Consider the following 14,920-nt stretch of genomic DNA (forward strand, 5'->3'; position numbering starts at 1 on the left):
GAGCCGGTCGCTGGCAGAGCTCGTCAGCGACCGGGCTGCTGATTCCGTTTAAAGGCTCAGACCCGCAGATCGATCTGCTGCACCCAGCCTCCTTTACCCTGTTCGGTGAGATAGAGGCCGGATTGGCGCAGCACCCCCTGATTGCCGTTCTCCCCCAGATGGTTAAAGGGGGTGTCGAGGGGGCGCAGCAGGATGGCGCCGATCCCCAGTTCGACCAGTGCGATAGGTGCGTGCTCCGGATGCCAGAACTGCAGCGCTGAAAACTGGCTATCCCCCTCATCCAGCACCCCGTTGCCATCCTCATCCAGGGTGGCCAACTCGCCGAAGCCATTGCCGGAGCGGGCCCCGAACAGCTCGCCGCCATCGTCTATGGCGCCGTTGCCGTTGCGATCCAGCGCTACAAAGCCGCTGCCTTCACTCAAGCCCGGCAGGCTATCCTCCTTGCCATCCTGATCGATATCGAAAGTGACCCGAGCCTCGGTCAGGTCGGCGATCTTGCCATCCAGACTGAGTACCAGCGGATCCTTGAGGGCATTGAGAGTGGTGCGCCGCTGGCTCACCTCCAGCTGGCGCCAGTCGAGCACAAAGCCGAGATCGAGCTGAATAGTCTGACCATCCCGAGTCGCTACGCTGGCCGATGCCACCACGTTGAGCTGCTCCTGTTGCAGCAGGGTGTCAGTCACCTCCACCAGTTGATCCGTCTCGGCGGCTTGAGCCGCGGCGTCTCCTTGGGTCACTCCATCGCCTCCCTCTTCGGAGGGTTTGATCGGCTTGGGCAGCTCGATTTCGTGGCCCAGCATCGCCTCAATCATCAGCTTGATCAGCCGCTGGCGGTTATCCAGTCCATCGTCGGGAATACCATCCTGCTCTTTGCCGACGTCCGCTGCGGGCGGGGCGGGAGGTGTTGCTGCTTGCTGACTGGTGGCGGATTGCCTCGCGGTTTGCAGCGTCAGGGCGCTGGTGAGGGTCAGGGTGCTGCTGCGTTCGCCGGCCGCGGCCGTGTTGTTGCCCTCCGGTGGATTGACGGCGGGTGGCACTGGCCCGAGGTTGCGCACCTTGCGGCTCTGGGCCTGCTGTTGCCGGTATTGCACCTCCCCCTGGAGGTCGTAGTGATCGATGCGCATACGTTCGCCCTCGGTGCTATACATCTGGTCAGTTATCGACCAGTCAATGAGCAGGGCTTAACACCAAATCGGACTAATCAGAGAGGTGGTTAGTACTAGGTTGCAAGGTGGTGGCGTGGCAGGATGGCAAGAGACTGGATGGTGGCGCTCTAGTTGAACATTTTCAGGTAGCGCTGCGCACGCTGACTGACAAGCAGCATCGGTAAGGATAGGGAGAATTACATGAAAATTGTCTGGTGATGGACGTGGCGGGCCATGGTGGATTCCTGTCTGGCGCCCCTTGCATCAATGATGCTGAGGGCTGCACTCATGCGTAATTGTCTGGTGATGGGAGCGGCAGGATATATCGGTTCCTATCTGGTGCCCCACCTGCAGACCCTCGGCTACAAGGTGATTGCCGGGGCGCGCCGTCCCTGTCGCTTGCCTGAGGGGGTGGAGTTTCGCCTCGCCGACAGCCTCAAGCCGATCACCTTGCTGCCTGCGCTGGCGGGCATAGATACCGTCTTCTATCTGGTGCATGCCATGGGGGCGGGGGCCGATTTTCACCGATTGGAGCAGCAGGGGGTAAAGAACTTCGCTGCCGCCGCCCGTGCCGCCGGGGTGCGCCGCATCATCTATCTGGGGGCGATCCAGCCCGAGCAGTGCAACAGCCGCCATCTCAACTCCCGCCGCCACTGCGGTGAGCTGTTTCGTGACTCGGGTGTGCCGACGGTGGAGCTGCGCGCCGGCATCATCATAGGGCCGGGCTCGGCGGCCTTCGAGGTGATGCGGGATCTGGTGTTCAACCTGCCGATGATGGTGACGCCGAAATGGGTGCGCTCGCGCACGCCGCCGATTGCGCTGTCCAACCTGCTGCACTATCTGGGCGGGCTGGTGGAAGCCGACGAGGTGGATGGACGCATCTTCAATGCGGTCGGCCCCGAGCTGCTCAGCTATCAGCAGCAGTTGCAGAAGTTCGCCGCCCATATCGGCAAGCGCTGCCCCATCATTCCCATCCCGTTTCTGAGTCCGCGCCTCTCCGCTTGGTGGCTGCAATTTGTCACCTCGGTGCCGCAGCCGGTGGCCAAGGCGCTGGTGGGCGGTCTCAAGCACGATATCCCGGCCGACGACGGCCCGCTGCGTGCCCTGCTGCCCCAGACTCTGCTCAGCTTCGACGAAGCGCTGGCGGAGAGTCTGGCGCTGGAGCAGAAGCTGGGTGCCGAACAGCAGGGGCAGGAGACGCCGCTCGGCCTGCGCTGGCGCCATCCCGAATATGGCTTCTATGACCGTACCGCCAGCGGCGAGGCCATCTGCCTCGCCTCTCCCGAGGTGGTGTGGCAGGTGTTGCAGCAGCTGGGGGGCGAGAAGCGCTACTTCTACATGAACCAGCTGTGGGTGGTGCGCGAATGGATGGATCATCTTATCGGTGGTCCGGCCCGCACCCGTGGTCGCAGCAATCCCGATCGCTTCGTGAAAGGTGACATGCTCGACTCCTGGCAGATCCTCGGGGTGGATGAGGGGCGCAGGCTCGATCTGCTGTTCAACATGAAGGCCCCGGGCGTCGGCCGGCTGGAGTTCAACATCCTGCCGGAGGAGTCCGGGTTGACCCGCATCCGGGTCACCGCTCACTGGCATCCGCAGGGCGCATGGGGGCTGGCCTACTGGCTTGCCATGCTGCCGTTCCACCTCTTCATCTTTCAGGGGATGACCGAGGCCATCGCCAGAGAGGCGGAGGCAAAAGCCGGTATCCCCGTAATGGATTGAGCCTCCTTTCTTCGCTCGGATGGCGCTGGCTGTACACGTCAGGCCCTCCCTTTGGCCCATATTGAGGTGCTTCCCCGGGCAAAGGCTGGCATCATGCCGCGGTCTTGTTTACCGCGGATAGATAACCAGTCAGAAAAAGAAGGGATTATGAAGAAAAAACCATCAATTTTGGGGGGCGCCTGCATTATCGCCAGCGTCTGCGTGGGGGCTGGCATGCTCGGTCTGCCGAGTTCGGGGGCGGGGGCCTGGACCCTCTGGTCGGTGTTGGCACTGACCGTCACCATGGTGATGATGACCCTCTCCGGCTGGATGCTGCTGGAAGCCTTCCAGCACCACGACATGCGCGTCTCCTTCAATACCGTGACCCGCGAACTGCTGGGGGAGCGGCTCAACTTCTTCAACAATCTCTCGGTCTACTTTGTCGGCGGCATTCTGCTCTACGCCTACATCACCTCCTCCGGCGCCATCCTGCAGGGGATTCTGGGGATCGACAGCAAGCTCGCTTCCGTGCTGTTTGTGGCGCTGTTTTCGCTGGTGGTCTGGCACTCGACCCGCGCCGTTGACCGCATCTCTGTGGTGCTGATCGCCTTCATGATCATCAGCTTCGCCCTCGGCGTGACCGGTCTGCTCGGCCATATCAAGCTGCCGACCCTGCTCGATCTGGCTGGTGGTGAGAGTCACTACGCCCCCTATGCCATGGCGATGCTGCCGGTTGCGCTCACCTCGTTTGGCTATCACCACTCGGTCGCCTCCCTGCGCGCCTACTACCAGAACGAGCGGCAGGCAAAGTGGGCCATTCTGGGGGGAACCCTGATCGCGCTGGCGCTCTACGTGCTCTGGCTGCTGGGGATCTTCGGCAACCTGCCCCGTCAGGATTTTGCCCCCGTGATTGCCAAGGGGGGGACGTGAGTGTGCTGCTCTCCGCGCTTTCAGGGGTGATCGAATCGGAGAAGGTGGCCAGCGCCATCAACGGCTTCTCCATGGCGGCCATTCTCTCCTCCTTTATCGGGGTGGGGCTCGGGGTGTTCGACTATCTGGCCGATCTGTTCAAGTTCGACAACAGCCGCGCCGGTCGCTGCAAGACCTGGGCGGTCACCTTCCTGCCGCCGCTGCTGCTCTCCCTGCTCTTCCCGTTCGGCTTCCTGCTGGCCATCGGTTATGCCGGTGCCGCCGCCACCATCTGGACCTGCATCATTCCGGCACTGCTGGTGCTGCGCACCCGGGCGCGGGCCGAGCGGGGCGAAGTGACACCCCACTTCGTTACCCCTGGTGGCAAGCTGATGGCCTGGCTGCTGATCCTGTTCGGATTGGCGACCGCGCTGTTCCACTTCCTGTCGATGGCAAATCTGTTGCCGGTCTATCTGGGCAACTGAGTCAGGTCTACAGCTCTGACAGAAAGGGCGGCAAGGCCAACTTGCCGCCCTTTTTGTGCCATTTTTACCCCCATGCAGCAGGATCTATAACTAAAGTGGTAGGTTTGGGTGGGGTAAGGTGCTGAAATAACTGGTCTGATCTGGCTGGCGGTAGCATGATCTGCTGGGAATGACCCCTGCTTTCTTTTATGATCCCCGCCCTTCTGCGTGCCCCCTGTCGGCACCTCATTTGCACCAACCACATCGGGGTCCCCCATGTCCGATCTGCGTCAAGAAGCACTCGATTACCACGCCCAGCCCGTACCGGGCAAAATTGCCATCGCCCTGACCAAGCCTGCCGAAACCGCCCGCGATCTGGCGCTGGCCTACAGCCCGGGTGTTGCCGAGCCGGTGCGCGAGATCGCCGCCAACCCGGCCGATGCCTATCGCTATACCGGCAAGGGCAATCTGGTGGCCGTCATCTCCAACGGCACCGCCATTCTGGGTCTGGGCAATCTGGGGCCGCTCGCCTCCAAGCCGGTGATGGAGGGCAAGGCCCTGCTGTTCAAGCGCTTCGCCGGTATCGACGCCATCGACATCGAGGTGAAGCACGAGACCAGCCAGCAGTTCATCGACACGGTGGCGGCCATCGCCGATACCTTCGGTGGCATCAATCTGGAAGATATCAAGGCGCCGGAGTGTTTCGAGATTGAAGAGGCGCTGATCGCGCGCTGCGACATTCCGGTGTTCCACGATGACCAGCACGGTACCGCCATCGTCACCGCCGCCGGTCTGCTCAACGCGCTGGAAGTGCAAGGCAAGCAGATCAGTGACAGCCGCATCGTCTGCATGGGAGCGGGGGCTGCCGCCACCGCCTGCATGGACCTGCTGATCAAGTGCGGCGCCAGGGCGCACAACATCTTCATGCTGGATCGTCAGGGTGTTATCCACACCGGCCGCAGCGATCTCAACAAGTACAAGCAGCGCTTCGCCAATGAGACCCCGCTGCGTACCCTGATGGATGTCATCGAAGGGGCGGATGTGTTTGTCGGCGTCTCCGGCCCCGATGTGCTGCCCGCCGAAGCGGTCGCCCTGATGGCGCCCAACCCGGTGATCTTCGCCTGCTCCAACCCGGACCCGGAGATCAAGCCTGCGCTGGCCCACGCGGTGCGCAGCGACCTCATCATGGGGACCGGTCGCTCCGACTACCCGAACCAGATCAACAACGTGCTCTGTTTCCCCTTCATCTTCCGCGGTGCCCTCGACGCCCGCGCCAGCCGCATCAACGATGCCATGAAGATTGCTGCGGTCGAGGCGATCCGCGCACTGGCCAAGGAGCCGGTGCCGGTCGAGGTGCTGACCGCCGCCGGGGTGAGCGAGCTCGCCTTCGGCAAGGATTACGTCATTCCCAAGCCGATGGATGCCCGTCTGCTGCCGTGCGTAGCCCGCGCCGTGGCGCTGGCAGCGGTCGCCTCCGGCGTCGCCCGCATCGAGCTGCCCGCGGACTACATGCTGTAATCCGGCGTTGCAAACGGCCCCATAGCGGGGCCGTTTTTATCTCTGCTTCTGGCGACAGCCAGAGACGCCAGCCGGGTAACAGGTTGGGGCAGATGGAGGCAAATCGGGTTCAAAGGTGGTCAAACAGCGCTCTCCTCTGACACAATATTGCCACTATGACGCTAACGAGAATCAAGATGCAGCAGCCTGTCAGCGGCCGTTTGGCCCACGCCCTCTCCTTCTTGCGCCATGATGGTCGCCACTTTGCCCAGTTTGTCTGGGGCCGTTTCCAGCAGGACAGATTGACGGTTACCGCCGGTTATCTGGCCTATGTCACCCTGCTTTCGCTGGTGCCGATGATCGCCGTGGTCTTTGGCATGATGTCCGCCTTCCCGGTGTTCCAGAGCCTCAAGCAGGCGATGGAGCAGTTCGTCTACCACAACTTCGTGCCGACCGCGGGCGATATGCTCAAGGAGTACATCGACGGCTTCGTCGCCAATGCAACCAACACCACGGCTGTGGGGATAGGGGCGCTGGTGGTGGTGGCGCTGATGCTGATCTCCGCCATCGACAAGAACCTCAACTACATCTGGCGTTCGACCCAGGGCCGCCCGCTGGCGCAGGCGTTTGCCATGTACTGGATGATCCTGACCCTGGGGCCCGTGCTTATCGGGGCCAGTATCGCCATCTCCTCCTATATCTTCTCGCTACGGCTGTTTGGCGCCGAGAGCCTGTTCGGTATCGGTTATCTGCTGCTGCGCGGTTTGCCGTTCCTCTTCTCGGTGCTCACCTTCCTGCTGGTCTATACCGTGGTGCCGAACTGCAAGGTGCGGCTGATCCACGCCTTTATCGGCGCACTGGTAGCGGCGACCCTGTTCGAGCTGGCCAAGCGCGGCTTTGCCATCTACATCACCAACTTCCCCTCCTATCAGGCCATCTACGGCGCGCTGGCCACCATCCCGATCCTGTTTGTCTGGGTCTATTTGAGTTGGCTGGTGGTGCTGTTGGGGGCTGAAACCACGGCCTGCCTCGGTGAATACGAGAAGCCAGCCAGTGAAGAGCTGGGCTAAGCCATCGCCTTGCCCACCGGTTTATTGGTAGCATCGACGACCGCCCCTGCGAGGGGGCGGTCGTTCTGTTTTGAGAGGAGAGGGATGTGATTGCATTGATTCAGCGGGTCAGCGAGGCCAGCGTGACTGTCGAGGGGGAGGTGACCGGCGCCATTGGTCAGGGATTGCTGGTACTGCTCGGGGTAGAGCAGGGGGATGACGAGGCCAAGGCCGACAAGTTGCTGCATCGGGTCAGTGGTTATCGCATCTTTCCGGATCAGGAGGGCAAGATGAACCTCAATGTCGGCCAGATCGGCGGCAGTCTGCTGGTTGTCTCCCAATTTACGCTGGCGGCGGATACCAAGCGAGGGATGCGCCCGAGCTTCTCCTGCGGTGCTCACCCGAGCGAGGCCGAGCGGCTCTATGACTACTTCGTGGCCAAGGCTTCAGCCAGCGGCATCCCGACCGAAACCGGCCGTTTTGCCGCCGACATGAAGGTGGCGCTGGTCAACGAGGGGCCAACGACCTTCTGGCTACAGGTCTGAGGATGTGTCGTCCCGCGGTGTGACGTGGACGATCACGTTGATAAGCCCAGCAACCGGATAGGGGGTGGCGGGGCCAATCCACTGTTCTATCAGTGTCAGGGCGTGGGTTAGCTCCAGTTCGGTGCGTGGCAACAGGTTGATGACCAGAGTGCCGTTCAGCCGGGGTGCCAGCGCCCGGTAGATCCGCTCCTGAAACAGCAGCAGCGGGTTGCCATCCTGACTGAAGAGATCGAGCAGGATGAGATCGTACTGCTGTTCGCTCTGCTCCAGAAAGGCGAGGGCATCGGCTTGATGGAGTGCCGGAGCGGCGCGTTCATCGCTCTCCTGATGCTGGAAAAACTGCTGATAAACGGTCAGCACCTCTTCGTCGAGGTCGACGCACTCGTGGCGAGCATCTGGCCAGCGTTGGCAGAGATGGCGGGTGAGATCGCCGCCCCCCAGACCCAGTTCTAGGATCCGGGTGGCCTGCTCCGGCAGCAGGCAGGCGATGACCCGTTGATGGGGCAGACAGAGGGTCGCGGGGTCGGCGAGCGACATGGCGGATTGCACCACGCCGTCTATCTCCAGCCAGCGGTGCTGGTCATTTTCCTGTACCGTGAGGCGGCGCTGGGGTTTGACGCTGAGGTGCAACAAGTGATCGGCTTGGTACGCTTGCAGATTGAAGTCCATGAATTTGCACGGCAAGATGGTTTCCGACCAGTGTAACTCAAGGATGAAACTATGTACCGGGTAGTCACCCCTCAGACAGTCGCCGAGCTGGATGCCTACTACCAGTTGCGCTGGGAACTTCTGCGTAAGCCCTTCAATCTGCCGGTTGGTTCCGAGCGGGACGAGTACGATACGGTCGCCATTCACCGGCTGATGCTGGCACCCGATGGCACTCCCATCGCGGTAGGCCGCCTCTTTATCGGCGGTGACGAGGCGCAGATCCGCTTTATGGCGCTGCGGCCCGAATATCGCGGCCAGGGGCTGGGTGCCCAAATGGTGGAAGATCTCGAGCAGTTGGCCCGCAGCGAGAAGGTGAAACGGCTGGTGATGAACGCCCGTCAGGAAGCGGTGGAGTTCTATCGCAAGTGCGGCTTTCTCGAAGTGGGGGGCGGCCCCGTCTCCTTTGGTCGGATTCCCCATCGCCAGATGATCAAATCCCTGAGCCCGTTGCAGACTATCCAGTACCGGCCGGAGTGGTGTCAGGATCTCACCACCCGCTGGTCGCGCGGGGTACCCATCAGCGAGAAGATGGGGATGCACATCAGCCACTACGATGGCCAGACTTTCCACCTCAAGGCCAATCTGGCGGCCAACTTCAACGTGCATGGCAGCATGTTTGCCGGCAGTGTCTACAGCCAGTGCGTGCTGGCGGGCTGGGGGCTGATCTGGCTGCAGCTTAAAGAGGAGGGGCTGGTGGGCGAGCCGGTGCTTGCCGAGAGCACCATCAAATATCATGGCCCGGTCGATGAGGAGCCCGAGGCGCGAGTGGCCCGCGAGGGGATGCCCGCCGTGCTGCAGCCGCTCAAACGGGGCGAGCCTGCCACCTTCAGCCTCAAGATCCAGCTGTTCAGCGGCAGCAAGCTGGCGGCGGAGTTCCTCGGTCACTACGTGGTGCAGTCGGTCAAGCGGCCGGGCCATTAACGGCAGCGCGCTTCGCCACAAAACAAACAAGGCCTCATCATGAGGCCTTGTTTGTTTTACCCTTGCTGGCTGTTGGTCGCCTGCTCTGCTCTGCTCTGCTCTGCTCTGCTTGGGCTTGGGCTTGGGCTTTTGGCGCCGGAGCTGGTCGCCAGAGCGGCGCACTGTTGCCCTGCGGCGGGTAGCGCACCCCGGTCTCCCAGTCGCAGCCATCCGGCTTCTGCTTGAAATCCCAGCTCAGAGTGGGCGCGGTGAGCGGGCCGCGCCACTGGCCGACAAGCTCGGCGCAGCGGTTGCCGTTGAGCACTCCCAGATCGAGTTGCCACTGCTCCTTGACCAGATCGAGGCCGCCCTGCACACCCAGCAGGTGAGTGATGGTGGAGGCGCCAGCCTGTTCGAGCTGCAGCTGCCCCCTGTCGATTTTGCCCTGCAGCTTGATGCGGTAGAAGGGGGTGTCACCCTCCTGCATCGCCTGCCACAGCTGATCCGGATTGAGCGCCGGCGCCGTTGCCTGCTTGAACCACTGATCCAGCAGCGGGTCTATCTTCACCTTGTCCCAGAACGGCTCGTTGGCATCGAGGGCGAAGTTGCCCTGCAGGGTGCTGCGCCACGCACCCGGTGCGCTGCCGTGCTCCGCCTGCAGGTCGGCACTCAGATCTGCCTTGCCGGAGAAGGAGACGGGAGAGCCGAACATCTTGCCCCACTGCTCCAGATCGAGCTTGGTCGCCTTCAACTGCAGGGTGCTGCTCTGGCCCGGCTCGCGTGCCCACTGGCCGCTCATGCTGAGGCTGCCCTCATCCGGCAGCGAGCTGGTGAGCTTGCCCAGTTGCCAGGAGCTGGGGGTCAGCTCGCCATCCAGTTCACCGTTGCGGGCGCTGAGGCCATCCCATACCAGCTCGAACCACTTGCTCTCGATGCGGGCACGGCCAAGCAGTGGGCCGGGCTGATTGCCGCGCAGGGCGAGATCGCTCAGGTAGAGCTGCCAGCCGGTCAGCGACAGAGGGATGGAATCGTCGAAGGAGAGCACCTTGAGCTTGTCGAACGCCAGCTTGCGGATATCCACCTGCTGCGGGCGCCAGCTCTGCCAATCCTGCCACCAACCCTGTGGCAGGCTGATATCCATGCCGCTCAGCGCCACGTCTTTCAGGGTCAGCTTCTGCTGCTGGCTATCGAGGGAGAGCTCGACATTGAACTCCCCTTCATAGGCCTTGCCCTGCAGTTCGCCGTCGATCTGCTGGGGCGAGAAGGCGAGCTTGCCCTTGATCTCCTCCAGCTGGAACAGGCCACGGCCCATGTCGCCCAGGGTGCCGCTCAGATAGCCGGTGGGCTGGTTGCCCGCCTGCCAGTTGAAGGCGGTGAGCTGGCCGCTGAAGTTGTTGAAGGAGAGCTCCTGATTGATGTCGTTGAGGCTGACGCCGTCCAGCTGGCCGCGATCCAGCGACACGCTTTGCAACGGGAAGCGCTGCGGGAAGCCTTGTTGTGTCAGATCCCCCAGCTCCACCCGCATGCCGCGCGCCTTGAGGTCATGCAGTTGCAGGGTGCGGGCGGGCCAGTCCAGCACCATGCCGGTCTCCAGCAGACCGTCGAACAGGTTGGTCACCAGCTTGTCGGTGCGCAGCACCTCTCCCTCCAGCCGTCCTTGCAGGTTGAGACGGGTGAAGGTGAACTGCGGAGTTTCCAGCTGGCCGATATTGAGGCTCAGGTTGGCCTGTGGCTGCCGTTTCGGATCGATCAGCTCCCAGTCGCTCAGGGTGGCGTTGAGACCGCGCAGGGTCAGCTCGGGGCTTTCCAGACTGAGCCGGTCTATGGTGCTGTCGCTGATGGTGAGGGAGTGCACCGGCAGGTTCGGCAGCTGGTTGGGCAGCGGCAGCTTGATGGCGGGGCGAATGAGATCGAGATGGGCGATGCGCACGTCGCGGCTCAGCCAGTCGATGCTCTCGATCTCCAGATAGATCTTGTCGAGGGAGACCGCATCGCCGTAGCGTACCTGCTCTGCCAGCAGGGTGTAGGGGTGCAGCGGGTTGAACACCAGTCGCCCTATGGTGACCGGCACGCCGGTCTGCTGGCTGATCCAGCTGGCGATGGGGCCTTTGGCGCGCTCGGCGTCGAACAGGCCGAGGGCAACCCAGACAAACAGCAGCAGGAAGGCGAAGGTGTAGAGCAGGCCGCGTAGCCAGGAATTCATGGTTGCTTTCCTCCTGTTTTGGGATTGGTTGTCAGGCGTTTGAGTAGTGGTCTCGCAGACCGAGCCAGCGCCGTATCAAAGGTTCGACATGGCTTGGGGACCTATCCATAAGGAGATGTGCCCATCTTCTGCATCTACCTCGGTCAGGCATTGGAATAGTGATCCCGTAAGCCGAGCCAACGGCGAATCAAGGGTTCGACATGACTCGGATGCCTATCCATAAGGAAGCGCGCCATCTTTTGCACCTGTGGAATAAGCGGCTGATCCCGCACCAGATCGGCGATCTTGAGGTCGGCTAGACCGGTCTGGCGAGTGCCGAGCAGTTCCCCCGGGCCGCGCAGTTCCAGATCGCGCTGGGCGATGAGGAAGCCGTCGTTGGTCTCCCGCAGCACCCCGAGCCGGCTCTGGGCCGTCTTGGACAAGGGGGCATGATAGAGCAGCACGCAGTGAGAGGCTACCGCCCCCCGGCCAACCCGGCCGCGCAACTGGTGCAACTGCGCCAGCCCGAGCCGTTCCGGATTCTCGATGATCATCAGGCTGGCGTTGGGCACATCCACCCCCACCTCGATGACGGTGGTGGCGACCAGCAGTTGCAGTATGCCTGCCTTGAACTCCTCCATCACCCGCTGTTTCTCGACCGGACGCATCCTGCCGTGCACCAGCCCGATATGCAGCCCCGGCAGCAGGTTTTGCAGCTCGGCGGCGGTATCCTCGGCGGCCTGACACTCCAGCACCTCCGACTCCTCGATCAGGGTGCAGACCCAGTAGGCCTGCTTGCCCTCGGTGCAGGCGAGTTTGACCCGCTCGATCACGTCGCCGCGACGGCTGTCGGGCAGCGCCACCGTGGTGATGGGGGTGCGGCCCGGCGGCAGTTCGTCGATGACCGAGGTGTCGAGGTCGGCATAGGCGGTCATTGCCAGGGTACGGGGGATGGGAGTGGCGGTCATGATGAGCTGATGGGGATGTACCCCCTCCCGCTCCCCTTTCTCGCGCAGAGCGAGGCGCTGATGCACCCCAAATCTGTGCTGTTCATCGATGATGACCAGCGCCAGACGCTGGAACACCACCTGCTCCTGAAAGATGGCGTGGGTGCCCACCACCATCTTGACGCTGCCATCGGCGATGGCGGCCAGCGACTCTTCCCGCGCCTTGCCTTTCTGTTTGCCCGCCAGCCAGCCGACTCCAATGCCGAGCGGCTCCAGCCACTTGGCGAAGTTGATAGCGTGCTGTTCCGCCAGCAGCTCGGTCGGCGCCATCAAGCCCACCTGACAGCCATTGCCGATAGCCTGCAGGGCTGCCAGTGCCGCGACCAGGGTCTTGCCGGAACCTACGTCACCCTGCACCAGCCGCATCATGGGGTGACTCTGTTGCAGATCCTTGCTTATCTCCGCTACTACCCTGCTCTGGGCGCCGGTGGGTTTGAACGGCAGAGCGCCGAGCAGTTGTTCAACCAGCTCGGGCGCCGGTTTGAGAGCGCGAGCCAGCTGGGTTTGCGCCTGAGCACGCACCTTGAGTACCGAGAGGTTGTGCGCCAGCAGCTCCTCCAGTACCAGCCGCTGTTGGGCCGGATGCTGGCCGCTTTCCAGCAGCGGCAGCGCTACCGAGGGGGGCGGGCGATGCAGCAGCTTCAGGGCGGCGGCCAGTTCAATCTGATGGGGATAGAGTCCGGCGGGCAGCAGCTCCTCCACGCCATAGAGGTCTAGCTGGGCCAGCGCCTGATCGGTGAGGTTGCGCAGGGTGAGTTGGCGCAGCCCTTCGGTAGTCGGGTAGACGGGGGTGAGCGCCTCTTCGGTCTGACCGGCCTGCTCCTCGCCGAGCAGCTTGTACTCGGGGTGGGCCATCTCCAGCCCGTATTTGCCTGGGCGCACCTCGCCAAAGCAGCGGATCAGACGGCCCGCCGCCAGACTGTTTTTCTGGGCGGCGGTGAAGTTGAAGAAGCGCAAGGTGAGGGTGCCGGTGCCATCGCTGATGCGACAGACCATCATGCGGCGGCGCCCCATCACCAACTGAGTGTCCTGGATTTCGGCCTCGACGGCGCCGTGCAGGCCGGGCGGCAGATCGCCGATGGGCCATACCTGGGTGCGGTCCTCGTAGCGCAGGGGAAGGTGGAACAGCAGATCCTGTACCGTGGCCAGCCCCAGCCGCTCGAGCTTCTCCAGCATCTTGCTGCCGACACCCTTGAGGCTATCGAGAGGAATTTTATCCAATTTCATCAATTAGATGCCCGAAAACACTGTAAATATGTCCAGATGATAGGGGTTGTTGAGGGGCCGATGCAAGCCGAGTTGCTGCTGGCAGGGCCGCCAAGGCGGGGGAAACGGCGGATATAACAAAGGCCTGCCGAAAACGGGAGGCCTTTGTGCGGCTGCCAACAGGCAAGGTGCGGGCGCATGGCGCCCAAGGTCAGATGATGCGTTTTAGCAGCAGGTGGGCCTTGACCCTGTGGATCCGTCCCAGCAGCTTGCGCACCTGTTCCGGGTAGTCCTGGATCTGCTCCACCTGATCGAAGTGACTGATCCGCTTGGTGTTGGTCAGGATGTTCTCCCGCTCCGCGTTGAACTGGGGACGCAGCAGGTGGCGACGATCGTGTACCAGCAGGCCGTTCTCCAGATCCAGCGCCCAGGCGCGGGGGTTGAGGTTGTTGCCGGTGAGCAGCGCCCACTCGTCATCCACGAAGATCCCCTTGAGATGGTAGGAGTTGCGCTCGCAGCACCAGAGCATCAGGTTGAGGCGACCGTCGTCGATGTGGCGCTGGTTGCGCTCGGCAAACTTGCGCAGGTTGGTCTCGTAGAGATAGGGCAGGCCACCGATGGTGGAGAACTTCTCTTCCGGCGGAATGAAGAAGTCGTTGGCGGTCTTGTCGCCCACTACGATGGTGACTTTGCAACCGCGCTGCAGCAGATCCTCGATATCCTTGCTCAACTCCTTGGGCGGGTTGAAGTAAGGGGTGCAGATGAAGATCTCCCGCTCGGTGGCGCGCACCAGATTGCGGATCATCAGGTTGAGCTGATTGTTGCGCTTGCCCAGACCCACCATGGGGGTGACGGCCACTTCCTGAGTGTTGACCGGCATGGTGCTGAAGCGGTACTGGCTCTGGCGCAGGTTCTGCTTGAAGCGGCGGATCGGCCCCTTCAGCTGTTTGGCGCTGGGGATATCGCTGTGATCCAGTCGCTGCACCGCGTCGCTCTTCACGAACAGGTCATCCACATAGTTGACCATGCTGCGGGCCAGCTCCGGGCTGGTGATCTGGTGATAGCGATCGAAGCGGTAGCGATCCTGCTGGTGCAGGTAGATGTCGTTGAGGCTGGCACCGGAGTAGAGCACCACATCATCAAAGATGAAGCCCTTGAGGTGGAGCACGCCGAGCAGCTCGCGCCCCTTGACCGGTACGCCGTAGATTTCGATCTGGTGCTCGTGTTCGGCAGCCATGGCCTGATACATCAGGTGGTTGCCGCCCTGCTTGCCTTTGCCGATCAGGCCGCGCTGGGCACGGTGGAAGTCGACGAACAGCTTGATGTCGAGGGCCGGATTGCGCTGCTTGGCAGCGTAGAGGGCGGAGAGGATCTCCCGGCCTGCTTCGTCATCCTGCAGATAGAGCGCGACCAGATAGATGCGCCGGGTGGCACTGGCGATAAGCGCAAGAATGCGGCGTTTGAAATCCTGGGCGCTGTAGAGCACTTCAAACTGATCCGCTGCGACGGCGATCTGGGGCAGGCGCGCCAGCAGTTGTCGATAATGGGCCGATGAATGCATAGATAAACCTGAAATCACGGGGTTAAGCGTTCCACTCGGAGCGATG

The 14,920-nt window shown here is 62.5% G+C and carries 10 protein-coding genes and 1 pseudogene; 6 read left to right on the forward strand and 5 right to left on the reverse strand.

What is annotated here, in order from left to right:
• Window positions 1-56 precede the first annotated feature (56 nt).
• Window positions 57-1,148, reverse strand: a complete 1,092-nt coding sequence (locus ACTG27_RS17660) for a hypothetical protein (protein WP_439980076.1) — start codon at window positions 1,146-1,148, stop codon at window positions 57-59.
• Between the two features lie 285 nt (window positions 1,149-1,433).
• Here ACTG27_RS17660 and ACTG27_RS17665 point away from each other — a divergent pair, with 285 nt between their 5' ends.
• The 5 genes and pseudogenes from ACTG27_RS17665 to dtd all read left to right on the forward strand — a co-directional run bounded on the left by ACTG27_RS17665 (window position 1,434) and on the right by dtd (window position 7,310).
• The gene (locus ACTG27_RS17665; protein WP_439980077.1) at window positions 1,434-2,867 is read left to right on the forward strand and encodes a DUF2867 domain-containing protein; all 1,434 of its coding nucleotides are present in this window, start codon (window positions 1,434-1,436) and stop codon (window positions 2,865-2,867) included.
• 147 nt (window positions 2,868-3,014) lie between these two features.
• Window positions 3,015-4,240, forward strand: a pseudogene (locus tag ACTG27_RS17670) (aromatic amino acid transporter).
• Window positions 4,241-4,495: 255 nt separating this feature from the next.
• Window positions 4,496-5,737 (forward strand): malic enzyme-like NAD(P)-binding protein, encoded by a 1,242-nt coding sequence (locus ACTG27_RS17675; RefSeq protein ID WP_439980078.1) that lies wholly within the window; start codon window positions 4,496-4,498, stop codon window positions 5,735-5,737.
• Between the two features lie 176 nt (window positions 5,738-5,913).
• Window positions 5,914-6,786, forward strand: a complete 873-nt coding sequence (locus tag ACTG27_RS17680; protein WP_005340664.1) for a virulence factor BrkB family protein — start codon at window positions 5,914-5,916, stop codon at window positions 6,784-6,786.
• 86 nt (window positions 6,787-6,872) lie between these two features.
• Entirely contained in the window at window positions 6,873-7,310 is a 438-nt protein-coding gene (dtd, locus tag ACTG27_RS17685) for a D-aminoacyl-tRNA deacylase (RefSeq protein WP_439980079.1), read from the forward strand.
• On the opposite strand, the gene ACTG27_RS17690 is transcribed toward dtd, so the two are convergent.
• Window positions 7,299-7,979 (reverse strand): spermidine synthase, encoded by a 681-nt coding sequence (locus ACTG27_RS17690; RefSeq protein WP_439980537.1) that lies wholly within the window; start codon window positions 7,977-7,979, stop codon window positions 7,299-7,301. The genes dtd and ACTG27_RS17690 overlap by 12 nt on opposite strands.
• Before the next feature lie 51 nt (window positions 7,980-8,030).
• Here ACTG27_RS17690 and ACTG27_RS17695 point away from each other — a divergent pair, with 51 nt between their 5' ends.
• Window positions 8,031-8,939 carry a bifunctional GNAT family N-acetyltransferase/hotdog fold thioesterase gene (locus ACTG27_RS17695; protein ID WP_439980080.1) on the forward strand — a complete coding sequence of 303 codons (909 nt, stop codon included), beginning with the start codon at window positions 8,031-8,033 and terminating at the stop codon, window positions 8,937-8,939.
• Window positions 8,940-8,976: 37 nt separating this feature from the next.
• On the opposite strand, the gene ACTG27_RS17700 is transcribed toward ACTG27_RS17695, so the two are convergent.
• The 3 genes from ACTG27_RS17700 to pssA all read right to left on the reverse strand — a co-directional run bounded on the left by ACTG27_RS17700 (window position 8,977) and on the right by pssA (window position 14,874).
• A complete protein-coding gene (locus ACTG27_RS17700) occupies window positions 8,977-11,121 on the reverse strand; it encodes an AsmA family protein (RefSeq protein WP_439980082.1) in 2,145 nt (714 codons plus the stop codon).
• Between the two features lie 143 nt (window positions 11,122-11,264).
• Entirely contained in the window at window positions 11,265-13,334 is a 2,070-nt protein-coding gene (gene recG / locus ACTG27_RS17705) for an ATP-dependent DNA helicase RecG (protein WP_439980083.1), read from the reverse strand.
• Between the two features lie 190 nt (window positions 13,335-13,524).
• Window positions 13,525-14,874, reverse strand: a complete 1,350-nt coding sequence (gene pssA, locus ACTG27_RS17710; protein WP_005342654.1) for a CDP-diacylglycerol--serine O-phosphatidyltransferase — start codon at window positions 14,872-14,874, stop codon at window positions 13,525-13,527.
• Window positions 14,875-14,920: the final 46 nt, after the last annotated feature.

It is taken from the genome of Aeromonas sp. 97A, assembly GCF_051919185.1.
GTDB classification, from domain to species: Bacteria; Pseudomonadota; Gammaproteobacteria; order Enterobacterales; family Aeromonadaceae; genus Aeromonas; species Aeromonas veronii.

What these genes read in the sequence shown, in the direction of transcription:
- ACTG27_RS17660 (WP_439980076.1), bottom strand. Translation starts at nt 1,148, where the DNA reads ATGTATAGCACCGAGGGCGAACGTATGCGCATCGATCACTACGACCTC.
- ACTG27_RS17665 (WP_439980077.1), top strand. Translation starts at nt 1,434, where the DNA reads ATGCGTAATTGTCTGGTGATGGGAGCGGCAGGATATATCGGTTCCTAT.
- ACTG27_RS17675 (WP_439980078.1), top strand. Translation starts at nt 4,496, where the DNA reads ATGTCCGATCTGCGTCAAGAAGCACTCGATTACCACGCCCAGCCCGTA.
- ACTG27_RS17680 (WP_005340664.1), top strand. Translation starts at nt 5,914, where the DNA reads ATGCAGCAGCCTGTCAGCGGCCGTTTGGCCCACGCCCTCTCCTTCTTG.
- ACTG27_RS17690 (WP_439980537.1), bottom strand. Translation starts at nt 7,979, where the DNA reads ATGGACTTCAATCTGCAAGCGTACCAAGCCGATCACTTGTTGCACCTC.
- ACTG27_RS17695 (WP_439980080.1), top strand. Translation starts at nt 8,031, where the DNA reads ATGTACCGGGTAGTCACCCCTCAGACAGTCGCCGAGCTGGATGCCTAC.
- ACTG27_RS17700 (WP_439980082.1), bottom strand. Translation starts at nt 11,121, where the DNA reads ATGAATTCCTGGCTACGCGGCCTGCTCTACACCTTCGCCTTCCTGCTG.
- recG (WP_439980083.1), bottom strand. Translation starts at nt 13,334, where the DNA reads ATGAAATTGGATAAAATTCCTCTCGATAGCCTCAAGGGTGTCGGCAGC.
- pssA (WP_005342654.1), bottom strand. Translation starts at nt 14,874, where the DNA reads ATGCATTCATCGGCCCATTATCGACAACTGCTGGCGCGCCTGCCCCAG.